Annotated in this window: 18 protein-coding genes; 6 read left to right on the top strand and 12 right to left on the bottom strand. The window is 71.1% G+C overall.

Annotated features, from left to right (window positions below; all coding sequences use genetic code 11):
- Positions 1-3: 3 nt before the first annotated feature.
- From AB0P25_RS10220 to AB0P25_RS10200, 5 genes are all read right to left on the bottom strand, one after another.
- Entirely contained in the window at positions 4-1,647 is a 1,644-nt protein-coding gene (locus AB0P25_RS10220; protein ID WP_363807082.1) for an ABC transporter substrate-binding protein, read from the bottom strand.
- Positions 1,644-3,269: an ABC transporter ATP-binding protein gene (locus AB0P25_RS10215; RefSeq protein ID WP_363807080.1), complete on the bottom strand. Its 1,626-nt coding sequence runs from the start codon at positions 3,267-3,269 to the stop codon at positions 1,644-1,646. Before AB0P25_RS10215 ends, AB0P25_RS10220 begins: the two co-directional genes overlap by 4 nt.
- Entirely contained in the window at positions 3,266-4,153 is an 888-nt protein-coding gene (locus AB0P25_RS10210; protein WP_363807079.1) for an ABC transporter permease, read from the bottom strand. Before AB0P25_RS10210 ends, AB0P25_RS10215 begins: the two co-directional genes overlap by 4 nt.
- Positions 4,150-5,118: an ABC transporter permease gene (locus tag AB0P25_RS10205; RefSeq protein ID WP_363807078.1), complete on the bottom strand. Its 969-nt coding sequence runs from the start codon at positions 5,116-5,118 to the stop codon at positions 4,150-4,152. The genes AB0P25_RS10210 and AB0P25_RS10205 overlap by 4 nt, the downstream gene beginning before the upstream one ends.
- A gap of 184 nt (positions 5,119-5,302) precedes the next feature.
- A complete protein-coding gene (locus AB0P25_RS10200; protein WP_363807077.1) occupies positions 5,303-6,148 on the bottom strand; it encodes an SDR family NAD(P)-dependent oxidoreductase in 846 nt (281 codons plus the stop codon).
- Positions 6,149-6,221: 73 nt separating this feature from the next.
- On the opposite strand from AB0P25_RS10200, the gene AB0P25_RS10195 reads away from it, so the two are divergent.
- The 3 genes from AB0P25_RS10195 to AB0P25_RS10185 are packed head-to-tail and all read left to right on the top strand — an operon-like array spanning position 6,222 to position 7,704.
- Positions 6,222-6,560: a metalloregulator ArsR/SmtB family transcription factor gene (locus AB0P25_RS10195; protein ID WP_363807075.1), complete on the top strand. Its 339-nt coding sequence runs from the start codon at positions 6,222-6,224 to the stop codon at positions 6,558-6,560.
- Position 6,561: 1 nt separating this feature from the next.
- Positions 6,562-7,212, top strand: a complete 651-nt coding sequence (locus tag AB0P25_RS10190; protein WP_363807073.1) for a dihydrofolate reductase family protein — start codon at positions 6,562-6,564, stop codon at positions 7,210-7,212.
- Between the two features lie 15 nt (positions 7,213-7,227).
- Positions 7,228-7,704, top strand: a complete 477-nt coding sequence (locus AB0P25_RS10185; protein ID WP_363807072.1) for an SRPBCC domain-containing protein — start codon at positions 7,228-7,230, stop codon at positions 7,702-7,704.
- 18 nt (positions 7,705-7,722) lie between these two features.
- On the opposite strand, the gene AB0P25_RS10180 is transcribed toward AB0P25_RS10185, so the two are convergent.
- Positions 7,723-8,148 carry a hypothetical protein gene (locus AB0P25_RS10180; RefSeq protein ID WP_363807070.1) on the bottom strand — a complete coding sequence of 142 codons (426 nt, stop codon included), beginning with the start codon at positions 8,146-8,148 and terminating at the stop codon, positions 7,723-7,725.
- A gap of 125 nt (positions 8,149-8,273) precedes the next feature.
- Here AB0P25_RS10180 and AB0P25_RS10175 point away from each other — a divergent pair, with 125 nt between their 5' ends.
- The gene (locus AB0P25_RS10175) at positions 8,274-9,380 is read left to right on the top strand and encodes an FAD-dependent oxidoreductase (protein ID WP_363807069.1); all 1,107 of its coding nucleotides are present in this window, start codon (positions 8,274-8,276) and stop codon (positions 9,378-9,380) included.
- Here the strand turns inward: AB0P25_RS10175 and AB0P25_RS10170 are convergent.
- From AB0P25_RS10170 to AB0P25_RS10155, 4 genes are read right to left on the bottom strand one after another with little or no spacing between them, the layout of a single operon-like run.
- Positions 9,338-9,514: a helix-turn-helix domain-containing protein gene (locus AB0P25_RS10170; protein ID WP_082889045.1), complete on the bottom strand. Its 177-nt coding sequence runs from the start codon at positions 9,512-9,514 to the stop codon at positions 9,338-9,340. The two genes, AB0P25_RS10175 and AB0P25_RS10170, sit on opposite strands and share 43 nt — an antisense overlap.
- Before the next feature lie 59 nt (positions 9,515-9,573).
- Positions 9,574-12,210, bottom strand: coding sequence for a glucosidase (locus tag AB0P25_RS10165; RefSeq protein WP_363807068.1), 2,637 nt, complete (start codon positions 12,208-12,210; stop codon positions 9,574-9,576).
- Positions 12,207-12,437 (bottom strand): hypothetical protein, encoded by a 231-nt coding sequence (locus tag AB0P25_RS10160; RefSeq protein WP_363807067.1) that lies wholly within the window; start codon positions 12,435-12,437, stop codon positions 12,207-12,209. The genes AB0P25_RS10165 and AB0P25_RS10160 overlap by 4 nt, the downstream gene beginning before the upstream one ends.
- Positions 12,438-12,447: 10 nt before the next feature.
- Entirely contained in the window at positions 12,448-13,077 is a 630-nt protein-coding gene (locus AB0P25_RS10155; protein WP_363807066.1) for a TetR/AcrR family transcriptional regulator, read from the bottom strand.
- A gap of 71 nt (positions 13,078-13,148) precedes the next feature.
- Between AB0P25_RS10155 and AB0P25_RS10150 the strand changes: the two genes are divergently transcribed.
- Entirely contained in the window at positions 13,149-14,678 is a 1,530-nt protein-coding gene (locus tag AB0P25_RS10150) for an MFS transporter (RefSeq protein ID WP_363807065.1), read from the top strand.
- A gap of 43 nt (positions 14,679-14,721) precedes the next feature.
- Here AB0P25_RS10150 and AB0P25_RS10145 read toward each other — a convergent pair whose 3' ends face one another.
- Together AB0P25_RS10145 and AB0P25_RS10140 are read right to left on the bottom strand one after the other, a co-directional pair.
- A complete protein-coding gene (locus AB0P25_RS10145; protein ID WP_363807064.1) occupies positions 14,722-15,393 on the bottom strand; it encodes a helix-turn-helix domain-containing protein in 672 nt (223 codons plus the stop codon).
- On the bottom strand, positions 15,390-16,886 hold the full coding sequence (locus tag AB0P25_RS10140; protein ID WP_363807063.1) for an APC family permease: 1,497 nt from the start codon (positions 16,884-16,886) through the stop codon (positions 15,390-15,392). Before AB0P25_RS10140 ends, AB0P25_RS10145 begins: the two co-directional genes overlap by 4 nt.
- Positions 16,887-17,081: 195 nt before the next feature.
- On the opposite strand from AB0P25_RS10140, the gene AB0P25_RS10135 reads away from it, so the two are divergent.
- Positions 17,082-18,584 carry an APC family permease gene (locus tag AB0P25_RS10135; protein ID WP_363807062.1) on the top strand — a complete coding sequence of 501 codons (1,503 nt, stop codon included), beginning with the start codon at positions 17,082-17,084 and terminating at the stop codon, positions 18,582-18,584.
- Positions 18,585-18,596 lie beyond the last annotated feature (12 nt).

Genomic DNA, 18,596 nt, shown 5'->3' with positions numbered 1-18,596 from the left:
CCCTTACTTGGTCTTGTACGCGTCGACCAGCGAGCCGAGGCGCGAGTCCCCGCCGAGCACGATGCCGTGCACGTTCGGCGCGGTGCCGAGCACCGTGGTGAGCTCGACGACGGGGATGTAGTAGCCGAGGTCGATGATCCGCTCCCCCGCCTGCTGCGCGATCTCGTTGCGCTTCGCCTGGTCGGCCGTCGCGAGCTGCCCGAGCAGCAGCTGCTGCAGCGTCGGGTCGGTGTAGCCCTTGACGGTGTTGGACGGCAGCGTGTTGAGGAACTGGGTGCGCAGCACGTCGCCGTCGGCGCGGGACAGGTTGCCGTAGGCCAGGTCGAAGGCGCCTGCGCTGGACTGGGCCAGGTACTGCGGCACCGTCCCGGTCCAGACCTTCACCTCGACGCCGACCTGCTTCAGCTGCTGCTGGATGAGCTCCACGATCGACTGGTTCGGGTTGAAGTTGGAGATGTAGCCGAGGTTCAGGGTGAGGCGCTTGCCGTCCTTCTCGCGGATGCCATCCGATCCCTTCTTCCAGCCGGCGGCGTCGAGCGCCTTCTGGGTGGCCTTCTGGTCGGTGGTGAGCTTCTCGCTGAGGTCGACCCAGCCGGGGGTGTTCGCCGCGAGGACGCTGGTCGCGACCTTGAAGTCGGGCGTGAGGGCCGACTGCTGCACGGCCTTCCGGTCGATCGCGGTCAGCAGCGCGGTGCGCACCTTCTCGTCGCTCAGGATGGAGCCCGGCTTCGCGTGGGCGGTGAGGCCGAAGGCGATGCCGGGGTTGGGGCGGATGATGAGACCCGACTTCTGGGTCTTCAGCGTGGCGATGTCCTGGGGCAGCACACCGCCGACCGCGTCGAACTGCTTCGAGGTCAGGCCGCCGGTTCGCACGCCCGCCTCGGGGACGATCGTGAAGGTCACCGTGTCGAGGTGCGCGGCGCCGCGGTTCGCGTAGTCGTCGGGCGCCCAGGCGTAGTCGGCGCGCTTCTTGAGGACGACGGACGTGTTCTTGGTGTAGCTCTCGAGCGTGAACGGTCCGGTGCCGCTGAGGCCCTTGCCGGTGGCGCGGTCGTCGAACGGGATCGCCAGCGACTTCGGCGACAGCAGCGCCAGCGCGACGGACGAGGCGGCCTGCGGGAAGGCGCCGTTCGGCTTGGCGAACGCGACCGTCACGGTGGAGTCGTCGACGACCGTCGTCCCGGCGTAGCCCGGCAGCGCGGTGACGGCGTTCACGGCCTTCGTCGCGTTGGCGACGATGTCGTCGAAGTTCGCCTTGACGACCGCCGCGCTCAGCGGGGTGCCGTCCGAGAAGGTGACGCCCTTGCGCAGGGTGAAGGTGAACTGGGTGGCGTCGGCGTTCGCCTGCCACTTCGTCGCCAGGCCCGGGATGATCTTCCCGGTCTTCGGGTCCTGCTCGGTCAGCGAGTCGAAGAGCTGCCGCTCGATGTAGAGGGTGTCGTTGCCGCTGCCCAGAGCCGTGGGGTTGAGCGTGATCGGGTCGTTGGCGAGCGCGAAGGTCAGGTCGCCGCCGTCGACGGGCTTCGCCGAGGCGGACGCGGCGCCGGTCGAGGCGGATCCGCCCGCGGCGCAGGCCGACAGGACGAGCGCGGCGGCCGCGGCGGTGGCGATTCCGGCGCCGATGCGTCGGAGGTGCGGGATGGTCATGCTGTTCTCCTTGGGGTGAGTGATGCGTCGCGGCCCGGGATGGCATCCAGCAGGTCGCGTGTGTAGGGGTGGTTCGGGGCGTCGAACACGTCGTCGACGGTTCCGGTCTCGACGACGCGGCCGTCGTGGAGCACGGCGACGTGGTCGGACACCTGGCGCACGACCGCGAGATCGTGACTGATGAAGAGGTAGGCGACGCCGAGCTCGGCCTGCAGTCCGGCGAGCAGGTCCAGCACCTGCGCCTGCACCCGCACATCCAGCGCCGAAACCGGCTCGTCGAGCACGACCAGCTCGGGCTGCACCGCGAGCGCGCGGGCGATCGCCACGCGCTGGCGCTGGCCGCCCGACAACTCGGCCGGACGCCGGTCGGCCGCCCGTGCGGGCAGCCCGACCTGGTCGAGCAGGTGGCGCGCGCGCTGGTCCCGTTCGCGGCGCGTGCCGATGCCGTGCGAGTGCAGCGGCTCGGCGACCAGGTCGCCGACGCGAAGCCGCGGGTTCAGCGACGCGTACGGGTTCTGGTGCACGACCTGGATGCGGCGGCGCAGACGTCGCAGGGCAGCACCGCGGGCTCGGGTGACGTCGATTCCGTCGAACTCGATGCGTCCGGCGGTCGCCTCCTCGAGGCGCAGCACCAGCCGCGAGGTGGTCGTCTTGCCCGAGCCGGACTCGCCGACCAGGGCCAGGGTGCGGCCGCGGTTCACGGTGATGTCGACGCCGTCGACGGCCCGGTTCGCGCCGAACTCCTTGACGAGTCCGGTGGCGACGAGCAGCGGCGCCGACGCGGCCTCGTGCCCGGGGCTGCCGGCGCGGGCGCGGGTCAGGAACGTGCCTCCCGACGTGTTGAGGCTGGGCGCCGCGGCCAGCAGCGCGCGCGTGTAGGCGTGGTGAGGCGACCCGAGCACCTGATCCGGCGTCCCCTCCTCGACCAGCTCGCCGCCGGACAGCACCAGGATGCGGTCGGCCCGGTCGGCGGCGATGCCGAGGTCGTGGGTGATGAGCAGCGTCGAGGCGCCGGCATCGGCGGTGAGCTCGTCGAGGTGGTCGAGGATGCGCCGCTGCACGGTGACATCGAGGGCGCTGGTCGGCTCGTCGGCGATCACCAGCTGCGGTCCGGCGGCGAGCGCGATGGCGATCAGGACGCGCTGGCGCTGGCCGCCCGACAACTGATGCGGGTACTGCCGGGCCCGCTCGGCCGGGCGGTCGATACCCGCACGCTCCAGCGCCTCCACCGCGTGCGCGGCGGCCGCGAGCCGGTCCGCGAGGCCGTGGATGGCCAGCACCTCGGCCACCTGCTCGCCGATGGTCTTCACCGGGTTGAGCGACACGGTCGGGTCCTGCGGCACGTAGCCGATCCGGCGGCCGAGGAGCCCGCGGAAGGCGCGGGCGCCGAGCGCGGAGACATCGTCCCCGTCGAAGCGGATGCGTCCCTCCACCGTCGCGTTCGGCGCCAGCAGCCGCACGATCGCGGCGGCCGTGGTCGACTTGCCGGAGCCGGACTCGCCCACGACCGCGACGCGCTCGCCGGCCCGCACGGTGAAGCCGATGCCGCGCACCGCCTCCACGTCGTGACGCCCGGCACGGTAGCGGATCCGCAGGTCCGCGACCTCGAGCAGCGCGCTCATCGGCGTCCCTCCGTCGTGAAGGCGCGGGACAGGCGGTTGCCTGCCAGGACGGTCAGCGCGATCACCAGCCCCGGCAGCGTGGTCAGCCACCAGGCGGTGGCCAGGAAGTCGCGGCCGTTCGCGACGAGCGCGCCCCACTCCGGCGTCGGCGGCTGCGCCCCGTAGCCGAGGAAGCTGAGCGCCGAGATGGCGAGGATGGCCGCAGAGAAGTCGAGGGCGACCAGCGCCAGCAGCGGCGCGATCGAGTTCGGGAGCACATGCCGCAGGAGCACCCGGAGCCGGCCCGCACCTCCCGCGACCGCCGCCTCGACGTAGACGCTGTTGCGCACTTTCAGCACCTCCGAGCGGAGCACCCGGGCGTTCGACGCGACCGCGGTGACGCCGACGGCGATCGCGACGTTCACCGTCCCGAATCCGAGCGCGACCACGAACGCCAGCGAGAGCAGGAGCCCCGGGATGGCCAGCAGCACATCCGTGAACCGCATGAGCACGGCGTCCACCCAGCCACCGCGGTACCCGGCCACCAGACCCAGCACGATGCCGGCGAGCACCCCGACCAGCACGGCGATGGCGGCGGCGCCGAGCGAGAGGCCGGCGCCGTGCACGACGCGCGAGAACAGGTCGCGGCCGATCGCGTCCGTGCCGAACGGGTGCTCCGCCGACGGCGGCTGCCGGATCGCGCTCGAGATCGCGAGCGGGTCGGTGGACGTGAAAAGCGTCGGTGCGATCGCCGCCACGAGGAGGACGACGAGCCACGCCGCGCTGATCACGACGCCCGGGCGCGATCGCAGCCATCCCGCGACCGTCGCCCAGCGGGAGCGGCCGGCGTCGGCGGCCCGCGCGGCGGTCACCGGCTGGGCGAGTTCCACGATGCCCTCGGTCATGCCGTCACCGCCGTCGCACGAGCCGGACGCGTCGTGCGCGCCGTCACGATCCGCGGGTCGAGCAGCGGGTAGAGGAGGTCGACCGCGAGGTTCACGGTCACGAAGACCAGTGCTCCGAAGACCACGACGCCCTGGACCACGGGGATGTCCTGCGCGGCCACCGCGTCCGCCGTCAAGCGGCCGACACCGGTGCGCCCGAACACCGTCTCCGTCACGACCGAGCCCGCGAGGAGGTTTCCGACCACGAGCCCCGCGATCGTGAGCGCCGGAAGCGCCGCGTTGCGGAAGGCGTGCCGCAGCTGCACGCGGCCGGCGGACGCGCCCTTCGCGCGGGCGGTGTCGGTGTACGGCTGACGCAGCTCGCGGTCGAGGCCCTGTGCCAGAAGCTGGGCGATCAGCGCGCTGGTCGGAACCGCGAGCGTGATCGCCGGCAGCACGGCGCTGATGACGCCGTCGTTGCCCGTCGCCGGGAAGATCGGCAGCTGGAACGAGAAGAACTGGATCAGGAGCAGCCCCAGCCAGAAGGACGGAATGGCCACCCCGAGCGGCGGAAGCGAGAGCAGCAGCCCGTGCAGCCGGCGCGACCGGGTGCGGGTGGCCGCCACGGCGATCCCGGTGCCGGCGGCGAGCGCGATCAGGAAGCCGAGCCCGGCGATCTCGAAGGTGGCCGGCAGGCTCTCGGCGATCAGGTCGGTCACAGGGCGGCCGGAGACGAACGAGCGTCCGAAGTCGCCGGTGACCGCGTGCAGCGCCGCCGTGCCCAGGCGCACGAGCACCGGCTGGTCCAGCCCCCACTGGGCGCGGATGGAGGCGATCTGCTCGGCGCTCAGGTCGCTGGACTGGCCTCCGGTGATGCTGGCCAGGGCGTCGCCGGGGAGCGCCCACAGCACGAGGTAGCTGACGACGTACGCCACCACCAGCACGAACGCGGCCTGGCCCAGCCGCCGCGCGATGTATCGACCCATTCCCGCCCCTTCCTCTTCCGGGGAACGGGCACCATTGCGCCAGCTTTCGCCGACGATGAACAGTCACGATGACGCACTGTTTCGTGGTTACGGAACGTTGCGGCGATGCTGGATTCGGGAGGGGGTCAGCGGCTATTCGCGGGCGGGGAAGAGGAGAGGACCGCGATTGTGGGAGTCTTGACCTTCAGGCGCCGGCGATCCAGTGGCGGGTCACGTTCTGCACGTGCGAGCCGTCCAGATCGCTCAGCTTGATGCCCGCAAACCCCCGGGCGGCGTCGGACGTCTGGATGCGAGCAGCCGGATCCGGGTCGGTCAAGGCCGCGACGATCGCCTCGGCCACACCGTCCGCGGTCTGAGCGGCGGCGGGATCGAAGGCGGCCGCGGTCCGGGCGAGGTAGGCGTCGAGGAGGTCGGCATACGGTGTCCCCTGCACCGGCAGCGGCTCCTGCGCCTGCACGTTCGAGACGAACTCCGTGCTCACGGCTCCCGGCTCCACGACCGTCACGCGCACTCCCAGAGCGGACGCGACAGGCGCCAGGGACTCCATGAAACCTTCGACCGCGAACTTCGCGGCGCAGTACGCCTCGTTGAAGGGCTGCCCGACGACGCCGCCGACGCTGGAGACGGTGACGAGCCGGCCGCCGGCCTCCCGCAGGAGGGGCAATGCGGCCTTCGTCACCGCGACGACGCCGAAGAAGTTGACCTCCATCACCGAGCGAACAGCCGCAAGCGACTCGACCTCGATGCTGCCGAGGTGGCCGGCACCGGCGTTGTTGACCACCGCGTCGAGACGACCGTACGTCGACCGCAGGTACGCGAAGCAGGCCTCGATCGAGTCCGCATCCGTCACGTCCAGGGCCTGGATGTCTGTCTCCACACCCGCAGCCTCGGACGCTGCCCGCAAGGGGCCGGCTCTCCCCGTGTCCCGCATGGTCGCGACGACGCGGAGGCCACGCTGCGCCGCATGAACGGCGGTCGCGAGGCCGATGCCGGAGGAGGTGCCCGTGACGAGCACGACGGATTCGCTCATGTCCGCATTCTGCACCCGGCGCCGCCGCTCACGGCTCTTGCTTTCCAGACTCGGGACGTTCATAGTTAGGTATGTGCCTAACTATTCCGCCGAGCTGGACGCCCTGCTCCGGGCCCTCGCCGATCCCACGCGACGCGCCGTCGTCGAGCGGCTGGCGAAAGCGCCCGCGGTCGTGTCGGAGTTGGCGGAGCCGTTCCCGATGGCGCTCCCCTCGTTCCTGCAGCACCTCGGCATCCTCGAGCGCGCCGGCGTGGTCGTCTCCGAGAAGCACGGCCGCGTCCGCACCGTCAGCCTCCGGCCGGGAGCGCTCGACATCCTCCACGTCTGGCTGGGCGAGCAGCGAACGCCCGCCGAGCGTCAAGCCGACCAGCTCGGCATCCATCTCATCCGCACCGCTCCGAAGGAGAACTGACATGACCCGCGTCCGCATGGACCTCTTCGCCTCGCTCGACGGCTACACGCCCGAGCCCGACGGCGCCTCACCCGAGAACCCCATGGGCCCCGACTGGGGCCGCCTGACCGCGGCCTGGGCGGCCACCCGCACCTTCCGCGAGAAGATCTTCGGCGACACCTCCGGCGCCGGCACGACGGGCGTCGACGACGCGTACGGGAGAGCCTTCTTCGAGAACATCGGCGCCGAGATCATGGGCGCCGGGATGTTCGGCTTCCACTCCTTCCCCGACGACCCGGAGTGGAAGGGCTGGTGGGGCGACCGGCCGCCCTTCGGAACACCGGTCTACGTGCTCACTCACAGCGCCGGGCGAGCGCCGATCGAGATGGAGGGCGGCACCACGTTCCACTTCCGCGACACGACCGTCGAGGAGGTGCTGGCCGAGGCGACGGAGGTCGCGTCCGGAAAAGACGTGCGCATCGGCGGCGGCTACAGCACCGCCCGCGACTTCCTCCGCGCCGGGCTGGTCGACGACCTGCACCTCATGGTCGCACCGATCTTCCTCGGCCGCGGGCACCGGATCTTCGACGACCTCGCCGGGTTCGACTCCACCTACGCCGTGACGTCCGAGGTCGCCGAGAGCGGCGTCATCCACGTCACGCTCACCCGCTAGAGACAGGACCGAGCCATGACGACAGGACGACGACTCGCGCGCTCCGGGTTCACGTTGAGCCGCGACTACCCCGCCCCGATCGAGCGCGTCTGGGACGCGTTCGCCGACGAGGCCGAGAAGCTGAGCTGGTGGGGCGCCGGCGACGCCTTCGAGGAGACCCGCGAGTGGGCCTTCGACTTCCGCGTCGGCGGTATCGACATCGCCGAGGCCAAGTTCCACAACGGACCGGTCTCCCGGTACGTGGCAACCTACACCGACATCGTCCAGCACAACCGCATCGTCACCACCTACGACATGTGGCTGGACGGCGAGCACATGTCGACCTCGGTGGCCTCGCTGGAGTTCGACCCGGTCGACGGCGGGACGAGCTTCACCCACACCGAGCACGGTGTCTTCTTCGACCGCTTCTGGGAGGACGGCGTCGGGCGCGAGCAGGGCACGAAGGGCCTGATCGAGGCGCTGGGCCGCTACCTCACGACCGGCTCGCGCTGACGCATTGCGGCCGGCGCACTACCCGCGGGCGGTCGTCTCCGCCCGGTAGGACGCGAGGAACGTGCCCGCGTAGAGCGCTGCCGCCACCAGGAAGCCGGCGGCCATCACGTAGGAGGCCCAGTCGCTCCCGAACGAGATCGTGAGCACCCCGGCCAGGAAGGTGACCGCGATCACCACGAGCCCCCACACCGCCAGGCGCACGCCCAGCTGCGCCTGGCGGGCGGCGAGGAGCAGCCGGATCGCGATCACGACGAGACCGATCGCGATCAGCACGTGCAGGATGATGACGATCCAGTCGACGGCCACGGCGAACCCGCCCTCCGGCTCGCCGATGAGGTTCGCCGCCATGCCCAGGAGGTACTGCACGGCCAGGGCGATGAGCGCTTCGCGGGATCGGCGGCGCAGACGCTCGGGGGCGGCTGTTACGGCGGTGGATGCGGACATGCCCTGCTCCTCCTGAGTGCGAACCGGTGCTCTCGTCGGGGACATTCTGCTCCGCCGCGCCGAGTACGGGGAGACGGAATCCGTTTGAATGGAGGCCAGCCGGCCATCCGTCCCGAGGGAGCAGCATGCACACCAGATCCACCATCGTCGTCGGAACCGGAGTGGCGGGAGCCTCGACCGCGTTCGCGCTGAGCCGGCGCGGGGTCGCCGTCACGCTGGTGGACGCCGAGCTCACCGGCCAGGCGACGGCGGCCGGGGCGGGCATCATCCAGCCGTGGAGTTCCGCCGCCGACGGCGAGTTCTACGACCTGTACGCCGCCGGCGCCGACTTCTACCCCGACCTCATCGCTCAGCTGTCGGACGTCGGCGTGCACGACATCGGGTACCGGCGGTCCGGAGCGCTCGTCGTCAACCGCGACGCCGCCGTCATCGACGGGGTCGAGGAGCGCCTGGCCGCGCGTCGCGCAACGGCGGCATCGATGGGCGAGGTCTCACGGGTCTCGGCCGAGCGCGCCCGCGAACTGTTCCCTCCGCTGGGGGACAGCTTCGCGGGCATCCACATCTCGGGCGGCGCCCGCGTGGACGGGAGGGTGCTGCGCGCCGGCCTGCTGGCGGGAGCACAGGCGCTCGGAGCGACCGTGCTCCCGGGCTCGGCGACCGTGTCCGCGACCGACGCGGGCGGCTGGACGGTACAGGTGGATGGGCGCCCCGTGGAGGCGGACGCGCTCGTCATCGCGGCCGGCGCGTGGACGAACAGCCTGCTCGAGCCGTTCGGTCGCCGCATCGGCGTGGAGCCGCAGCGCGGTCAGATTACGCACCTCCGGGTCGGGAACGCGGACACCCGATACTGGCCGTCCGTCCATCCCGTCGCCAGCCACTATCTGGTCGCCTTCGACGACTCCCGGGTCGCGGTCGGGGCCACGCGGGAGACCGGCAGCAGATTCGATCCGCGCGTCACCGCCGAGGGCCAACGACAGGTGCTCGAGAACGCGCTCTCGGTCGCGCCGGGCCTCGCGGACGCGACCCTGATCGAGACCCGCGTCGGCCTCCGCCCGCTCCCGGACGGCGAGCTGCCCACGGTCGGCGCCCTGGACGGCGTCGACGGCGTCTACGTCAACGCCGGCTTCGGCGCGGCCGGGCTGACGATGGGCCCGCTCGTCGGCGACCTGCTCGCGACGGCCGTCGTCGATCAGTCGGCTGACTCGCTCTCCCGGTACTTGTCCAACTCGTAGACCGGAAGGCGGACGACCCCGCGGAAGAAGACCGTCCGGATCTTCCCCGCTGCGATCAGCCGGTGGACGGCCAGCTCGGAGATCCCCAGGTACGCGGCGGCCTTCTGGGGCAGCAGCAGAACAGGTTCGTCCATGCAGGGAAGCTAGCCGCCGCACCTGTGCATGCACGCGCCCGGTCGTATGAACCGAACCGCTACCGTCCGCGCCTCCGCGTCAGGATGAGGTGCGCCACCATCGCCGTCCATCCGGTCTGGTGGGAGGCGCCCAGTCCTTGCCCGGTGTCGCCGTCGAAGTACTCGTAGAAGAAGATGTTGTCGCGCCACCGCGGGTCGGCGGAGAGCAGCGGATAGCGCGCATCCGACGGACGAACACCGTCGGGGCCCGGCAGGAACAGCGCGATCAGGCGCTGAGCGAGGTCCTCCGCCGCCTGGCCGGGCGTGAGCGAGGTCCCCGAGCCGAGCGGGTCCTCGATCCGCACGCCGGTCTCGCCGTGCGCGTCGTACTGGCGGAGGGATGCGATCAGGAGGGCGTTGAGCGGGAACCACACCGGTCCGCGCCAGTTCGAGTTGCCGCCGAAGAGCGCGGACGTGGATTCGGCGGGCTCGTAGTCGACCGATGCCTCGACTCCCCCGACCTCCACCACGAACGGGTGCTCGCGGTGGTACGCGGAGACGCCCCGGATGCCGTGGTCGCTGAGCAGCGCGGCCGGGTCGAAGACCTCCTTCAGGACGCTCGTCAGCCGCTCCGGCGACACCAGCGCAAGCAGATAGGTCGCATGCCCGCCGAATCGTCGGGCGTGGAAGGCCGCGCCCAGCTCCGGGTGCCTGTCGAGGTACCGGCGCAGGATGGTGCGGAACTCCGGGAGGGTCCGGATCCCGGGGTCGTCGAAGGCCAAGGACGCGACCACGGGAACCAGGCCCACCAAGGAGCGCACCTTCAGCGGGACGTCGCGCCCGTCCGCCAGGTGCAGGACGTCGTAGAAGAACGCGTCGTCCTCGTCCCACATCCCGGAGCTGTTGGCGGAGGCCGCGATCCGCAGGAACTGCTCCGCGAACTTGACGGCGATGTCCTCGTACACGTCGTCCGAGCGGGCCAGCCTTAGGGCGATCTCCAGGAGGTCGAGCGCGTACGCGGCCATCCACCCGGTCGCATCCGCCTGCTCCAGCGTGCCGACGCTCGGGGAGAGCGTCGACCGGTTCAGCGGTGCGATGTTGTCGAGGCCCATGAAGCCGCCCTCGAACAGGTCGTCGTCGTCGGCGTCCTTGCTGTTCGTCCACCACGTGTAGTTCATCAGCAGCTTGTGCAGGACGCGGGCGAGGAACCGCTCGTCCGTCCCGCCGTCGATGAGGAACACCTGGAGGGCCGCCCAGGCGTGGGTGGGCGGATTGACGTCCGAGAAGTTCCACTCGTAGGCGGGCAGCTGGCCGTCCGGGTGCATGTACCACTCGCGGAGCAGCAGGACGAGCTGCGCCTTCGCGAAGGCCGGGTCGATGTGCGCCATGGTCACGCAGTGGAAGGCGAGGTCCCAGGAGGCGAACCACGGGTACTCCCAGGGGTCGGGCATGAGGATGACGTCGTCGGCGTCGAAGTGCCGCCAGTCGCCGTTGCGGACGATGCCCCGGCCGCTCGGCGGGGGCGGACCGGCGGGGTCGCCGTCCAGCCACTTGCTCACGTTGAAGTGGAAGTACTGCTTCGACCACAGCAGACCGGCGAACGCCTGGCGCATCACGCGGGCCTCGTCGGCGTCCGATGGGCTCCCCGGAATAGCGGCGTAGAACGCGTCGGCCTCGGCCTTGCGGAGGCGCATGACCTCCTCGAACCCCTCACCGAAGCCCGACGCGCCGGGGTCGGCCGCCGCGCGGGGCTCCGCATCCGGTGCCGTCAGCCGCACCAGAATCTCGCGCGTCTCCCCCGGCCCCAGGGCGAGCTCGTAGTGCAGAGCGCTCTTCGTGCCCACCCGGTCCGGGTTCACCGTCGCGGCGCCGCTCACGACGTGGTCATTGATCCCGTCCTTCGGGTACGCCGGCGAGTCCGCGGCGCCGAAGAGCCGGCCGGTGTTCGTTTCGTTCTCGCAGAACAGCGGATCCGGGCTGCCGTCGCCGACGAGGGTGACGGCCCCGCCGGGTCCGGTGCCCACGATCGTCCCGCCGTCCCACCGCAGTTCCGGCTTGACCACGTCGTAACCCCACGACCACGTGTTGCGGTACCAGAGGGTGGGCAGCACGTGGAGCGACGCGGTGTCCGGGCCAGCGTTCTCGACGGTGATGCGCATGAGCAGGTCGTGCGGGCCGGCCTTCGCGTAGTCGACCGTCACCACCCAGTACCGGCCGTCGTCGAAGACCCCGGTGTCGACGAGTTCGTACTCCGGCTCGAGCCGCCCCCGGTTCGCGTTCGTCTCGATCAGGTCCTCGTACGGGAAGGCCGCCTGCGGGTAGTGGTACCGCCAGGTGTTCCACGAGTGCGTCGGCGTGCCGTCGAGGTACCACCAGTACTCCTTGACGTCTTCGCCGTGGTTGCCCTGCGGACCGGTCAGCCCGAACATCCGCTCCTTCAGGATGGGGTCGGTCCCGTTCCACAGGGAGAGCCCCAGGCACCAGTTCTGCCGGAGGTCGCAGAAGGCGGCCATGCCGTCCTCGTTCCAGCGGTAGGCGCGACTGCGCGCGTGGTCGTGAGGGAAGAACTCCCAGGCGTCGCCGTCGGCGCTGTAGTCCTCCCGCACCGTGCCCCAGGCCCGCTCGGACACGTACGGCCCCCAGTCCCGCCACGCCGCCGTGCCGTCCTCGGCCTGCTGGAGGCGAGCGGACTCGGCTCCGTGGATGGTGTCGGTCACTCGGCGGCCGCCGGATGCTCCCGCAGCACGCTCCATCCGTCCGCGGGGAGAACCGTCACCTCGCCATCGAATCCCGGTGCGTGGGCGAAGAACGTCGCGCCGTCGGAGTCCTCCGCGGGACCGCCGAAGACCGCGAGCAGTTCCTCCCCGGTCGGCGACCGCAGCACGTAGGCGCGTTTCGGGGTCAGGGTGGTGAGGTCCAGTACCGGCTCGGGCTCCATGCTCATGTCGGTCAGGCTACTGACTTGCCGCCGTCTGCTCCCGCACCCCCGCCGCAGGCAGCAGGATGTCGTCGAGCATCTTGATGAGGAATGCGCGGTCGACCGGCTTGCGCAGCACCAGCACCCGGTACGACGCCATGGACGGGCCGAGCAGCGCCAGTTGCTCGATGTCGGCGTCGGGCCGGATCTCACCGCGGTCGGCGGCCCGCTGCAGCAGCTTGCGGTTGATCGCGGCGCGCGGTTCGACGATGGCCGCGTTGACGGCGTCGCCGAACTCCGGATTCTCGGCGAGCATCGAGACGAGGCCGGCCATGACCCGCAGCTTCTTCTCGGCGTCGACCACGTTGTGCGGCTTCATGATGGCGATGAGGTCGCCGCGGAGCGTTCCGGTGTCGGGAAGGTCGGACGGGTCGAGGTCCGACTTCTTCATGCACGCGACCGCCTCGACGACCAGGTCGGCCTTCGACGGCCAGCGGCGGTAGACCGTCGCCTTCCCGGCTTTCGCACGGGCGGCGACCATGTCCATGGTCATGCGGTCGTAGCCGACCTCGGCCAGCACGTCGAGGGCGGCGTCGAGGATCTCGGGGTCGCGGGTGTGGTCCCGTTTGCGCCCGAGCTTCGTCGCGGGGGCTGAAGTGTCCGTCACGCAATAAAGTCTAGATGAATTTCTGAACAAAAGAGATCCGGAACTTGCCGGTTTCGTATATGCTGACCCCCATGTCGCAGACTTCCCCCTCCTCACCGACGGCCGCACCCGACGCGACCGCGCCCTCCACCCGGCGCTGGTGGACGCTCGTCACCGTCGCCCTGGCCCAGCTGATGGTCGTGCTCGACTCGACCGTCGTCAACATCGCCCTGCCCTCGGCGCAGGCCGACCTCGGCTTCTCGAACGCCGACCGGCAGTGGGTCGTGACCGCCTACTCCCTCGCCTTCGGCAGCCTCCTGCTCTTCGGCGGTCGCCTGTCCGACCTCATCGGCCGCAAGCGGGCCTTCATCATCGGCCTCATCGGCTTCGCGGGCGCGTCGGCGCTGGGCGGCGCCGCCGGCACGTTCGGGATGCTCGTCGGAGCGCGTGCCCTCCAGGGCGCGTTCGGCGCGCTGCTCGCCCCGACCGCCCTCGCCGTGCTCACCACGACCTTCACCGTCCCGAAGGAGCGCGCCCGCGCGTTCGGCATCTTCGGCGCCATCGCGGGTGCGGGCGGCGCGGTGGGACTCCTCCTCGGCGGGGTGCTCACCGAACAGCTCGACTGGCGCTGGAACCTCTACATCAACGTGGTGATCGCCATCGTGGCGATCGCCGGCGCGGCCGTCTTCGTCACGTCCGTCCCGCGGAGCGGACCACGGCCGAAGCTGGACGTGCCCGGCACGCTCCTCGTCTCGGGCGCCCTGTTCTCCCTGGTCTATGGCTTCTCGAACGCCGAGTCGGACGGCTGGGACTCACCGCTGTCGTGGGCGTTCCTCGCCGCATCCGGTGTGCTGCTGATCGCCTTCGTGCTCTGGCAGCGCCGGGCCGCGCATCCCCTCCTCCCGCTGCCCATCGTGCTGGACCGCAACCGCGGCGCCTCCTACAGCGCCATCCTCATCGCCGGCGCCGGGATGTTCGGGATCTTCCTCTTCGTCACCTACTACCTCCAGGCCACGCTGCGCTTCACGCCCATCCAGACCGGCCTCGGCTTCCTCCCGATGATCGTGATGCTGGTGCTCGCCGCGCAGCTGTCGACGAACATCTTCGTGCCGCGCTTCGGCCCGAAGGTCATGGTCCCGATCGGCATGACCATCGCCGCATCCGGCATGGTCTACCTGACGCACCTCGGTGTCACCGCGAACTACGCGGCCGACCTCCTGCCGCCGCTCATGATCCTGGGCTTCGGCATGGGCTCCACGATGCCGGCGGCCATCCAGACCGCGACGCTCGGCGTGGACCGCCGCTACGCCGGCGTCGCCTCGGCGATGGTCAACACGAGCCAGCAGGTCGGAGGATCGATCGGCACGGCGCTCCTCAACACCCTCGCCGCGACCGCCGCCACCGACTACCTCGCCGCGCACCTGCCCCCGACCCCGTCGGTCGTCGCCGAGGCGGCGGTGCACAGCTACGCCACGGCGTACTGGTGGGGAGCGGGTTTCTTCGCCTTCGGCGCGGTGCTGACCGCCTTCCTGTACCGCCGCCGCGCGGCGGCCCCGGCGTCCATCGACCGCGGCGAGGCGGGCGCGCCGACGGACGCGCCGGAGCCGGTGGTGGCGCACTGAGAGCCGGAGGGGCGCGGAGTGGTCCGCGCCCCTCGCGCACCCGTCACTCCCCGATCAACACCCCGATCCGCGCCGCGGACTCCGCCACCAGCGCGAGCAGCCCGTCCCTGTCCGCCAGCCGCGCCGCCGGCATCGCCAGCGCAAGTCCCCCGACCAGCCGTTCGTCCCGCCCCCGCACCGGGATCGCCAGGCACCCGAATCCGGGCGTCAGCTCGCCCTCCTGCGTCGTGTAGCGCGTCGGCGACGGGATCGTGCGCGAGGCCCGCTCCGCCAGCAGGAGCCTCCCCAGCGCCGACACGGACAGGTCCGTCGAGATGCGGCGAGGGTCGGAGAGCGGGAAGTCGGGGTCCACATCGATCGGGACGACGTGCCCGTCGCGGAACACCGCGAGGTGGACGCCGCCGCGGATGCGTCCGCGCAGTTCCGCCAGCGTCTCCCGGACCGAGAGGGCGGCGTCCTGAGCATGAGCCACGCCGGCCAGCTCCGCGACCTTCCGCCCGAGCGCGAAACCGCGCAGGTCGGGCATCCGGATCAGGTACTCGTCCTGGACCAGGAGGTTGATCAGCCGGTAGGTCGTCGCCCGTGGCAGGCCCAACTGGTCCGACAGCTGCTGCGCGGTGACCCCCGGGCCGGCGTGGGCGACGGCCTCCAAGACGGCGAGCGCGCTGTGGATCGCACCCGGCTGCCGACCGCTGAGCTCGCTCACCGCAGTCATGGTGCGCCGCCGAGCACATCCTTCGGCGTGGGTTCGTCGTACAACCCGATCCGCGTCAGCGCGACGGTGCGCGTGCGGCGGCAGACCGCGTACGCGAGAAGGGCCGCCACGGCGGTCGCGGCCAGGATGAGGACCGCCAGCCACCGCGGGCCGGACGCCTCCAGCCAGATGTCGAGTGCGAGAGCCGCCACCAGACCGGTCGCGGCCACGCCCGCGGCCACGGCCGGCCCCACCGTGAACTCGCCGATACGACGCAGGAAGAACGGCGTCGCCACGGAGACGAGCGTGTAAGCGGTCATGTAGCCGGCCGCCGCGCACACCACGATGACCCCCATCGCCTGCCACGGGTCCAGCCCGCACAGCACCAGGGCCGCCGGCACGACGACCTCGACTGCGACGCCCCAGGCGAGCGCGACGTGCGGCGTGCGGAAACGGCGGTGGGTGCGGCCGAGTGCCCGGGGAGCGATCCCCTCGCGCCCGAGGGAGAACAGCACGCGCGCGAGCGCGGTCGTCGAGGCGAGGGCGCACGCGATGAAGGAGCACGCGAGTGCGCCGTCGAGCAGCAGGCCGATCCAGGCGACGCCGGCGCGGGTGGCGAGGTCGTTGACCGGGCTGGAACTGTTCGCGAGCGAGCCGCCGAACGCGTCGAAGCCGGCGAGCTGCGTGTACGCCGACAGGAGGTAGAGGGCCCCGGCGGCGATCACTGTCCAGCGGATGGTCCGCGGCACCGTGGCGAAGGGCTTCCGGGCCTCCACCCCGAGGGTCGCCGCGCTCTCGAAGCCGACGAACGCGGTGATCGCGACCGTCGTGCCTGCGGCCAGCTGCGTCCCGGTCACTCCGTGCGGAACGGCGACGGCCGAGAACGACGTGTGCGGGACCGAGCCCAACAGCACGCCGATGAGCACCAGGATGGCCGCGATCGACACCAGCTCGATCACCAGGGTGACCCGCGCGGAGATCCGGATGCCGCGCCAGAGGACGAGCAGGCAGACGCCCCCGAAGACCAGCAGCAGCACGACCACCAGCGGCTCGGACCCCGCGACCCCGGGCTCCGTCCGCCGAAGCAGCGTCAGGGTGTAGTAGGCCGCCCCGAGCAACGCGAACATCGCCACGAATCCGTAACCGACCAGCATCGCCGCGGCGGTGGCGAAGCCCGCCCGGACGCCGAGACCCCGTGCGGCGAAGGTGTACAGCGATCCCGTCGCGGCCATCCGGCGGGTGAACTGGTTGACCGCGTACGCGACGAGGGCGACGAGCACACCGGCGAGCAGGAATGCGAGGAGCGTCCCCGAGCCCGCACGCGCCGCGACGAGGGCCGGGCAGGTCGCGGCGGCTGCGGAGGGTGCTACCGCACCGACCGACTGGGCGAGCACGTCGACGAAGCCGAGGCTGCGGCGGTCCAGCCCGGCCATCGGCGAGCGCGACGGGAGACCATCGACCGGCCGCGGGTCGGAGATCGCTCGGCTGAGGGCCGTCCTGTTCAGTGCGGTCACGTGCTGCTCCTGCCCGCGAGGCTATGCAGCGCGTGTTGCGGGCGCGTTTCACCGCCGTCACGATCGGGTGACCGCCGAATGCGACACGGGCGTCTCATTCGGCGAGCGCCGACTCTTCACGGGAGCGGAATCCGGGTGCAACACCGGCCATCGAGACTGGCCGCACCCATCCCACCACTCCTGGAGGAGATTCCCATGACGGCAGCACAGGAGCCTCAGGCTCTGCTGGGCGCGCCCACCGCGGTCCGGGGGCCCGGCGCGGCGCGCCAGCTCTCCGGCCGGCTCGGCGTCGGCTCGATCGTGTTCATGGTGGTCGCTGCGGCGGCCCCGCTCACCGTGATCGGCGGCGGCTTCCCCGTCGCCGTGCTGCTCGGGAACGGCGCCGGCGTGCCCAGCATGTTCGCGATCGGTGCGGTCATCCTGCTGTTCTTCTCGGTCGGGCTCAGCGCCATGAGCCGGTTCATCCCCCGGCCCGGCGCGTTCTTCACCTACGTCGGGTACGGGATGGGACGCCCGCTCGGGCTGGCCGCCGCCTATCTCGCGCTCCTGACGTACACGACCGTCCAGGTCGCCGTGTACGGGTACCTCGGCGCGACCCTCGAGTCGTCGGTCGTCGCCCTGCACGGCCCCGACCTCCCCTGGTACGTGTACTCGCTCGCGATGATCGCGCTCGTGGGAGTCCTCGGCTACCGCCACATCGAGCTGAGCTCGCGCGTCCTCGGCGTGCTTCTGATCGCCGAGGTCGGCATCGTCATCGTGCTGTCGCTGGTGATCATCGCCACCGGCGGCGCCACGGGACTGTCGCTCGCCCCGTTCGAACCGGCCACGGTGCTGTCCGGCTCGCCCGGCATCGGCCTCATGTTCGCGCTGGCCGGGTTCATCGGCTTCGAGTCGACGGCCATCTTCCGCGACGAGGCCAAGGAGCCGGAGAAGACCATCCCGCGGGCGACCTACATCGCGGTGATCGCGATCGGGCTGTTCTACACCTTCACCTCCTGGGCGCTCGTCATGGGCTGGGGCCCCGCGAACATCGTGGATGTCGTGGCCAAGGACACGGGCGGTTTCATCGTCAACACCGCGGTGCACTACCTCGGGACCGTCGGCGGTGTCATCGTCAACGTCCTGCTGGTCACCAGCCTGTTCGCGTGCGTGCTCTCGTTCCACAACGTCGTCACCCGCTACCAGCACTCGATGTCGAACGCCTCGGTCTTCCCGGCGCGGCTGGGCCGGGTTCACGGCCGCCACTCGTCGCCGTACGTGTCGTCGCTCGTCCAGACGGTCACGGCCGCGGTGCTGATCGCCGCGTTCGCCCTGTTCCGGCTCGACCCGGTGCTGCAGGTGTTCACCTGGTTCAGCGGCATCGCGACCCTCGCCATCGTCGTCCTGATGGCCCTGACCTGCCTCGCGGTGATCGTCTACTTCGCCAGGAAGAAGACCGGCGCCGGACTCTGGCGGACCGTGATCGCCCCGGTCATCGGACTCCTCGGGCTCGTCGGCGTGACGCTCATCATCGTCGACAATTTCCCGCTCCTCATCGGCGACGTGGACGCTAAGGGCACGCCTGTGGTCGGCCCGCTCTCGATCGCCTTCTTCCTGGCCATGCTCGCCTTCCCGGTCATCGGGATCGTGCAGGCCGCCATCCTCCGACGCCGCAACCGCGCCGCGTACGAGAACATCATCGACACCATCAGCGCCTAGGAGACACCCGCA

Origin of the sequence: Leifsonia sp. NPDC077715 (assembly GCF_040686855.1) — a bacterium.
Classification (GTDB): Bacteria; Actinomycetota; Actinomycetes; order Actinomycetales; family Microbacteriaceae; genus Leifsonia.
Note: the sequence above shows the minus strand (reverse complement) of the source record. Positions and strands in the feature narration are given on the sequence as shown.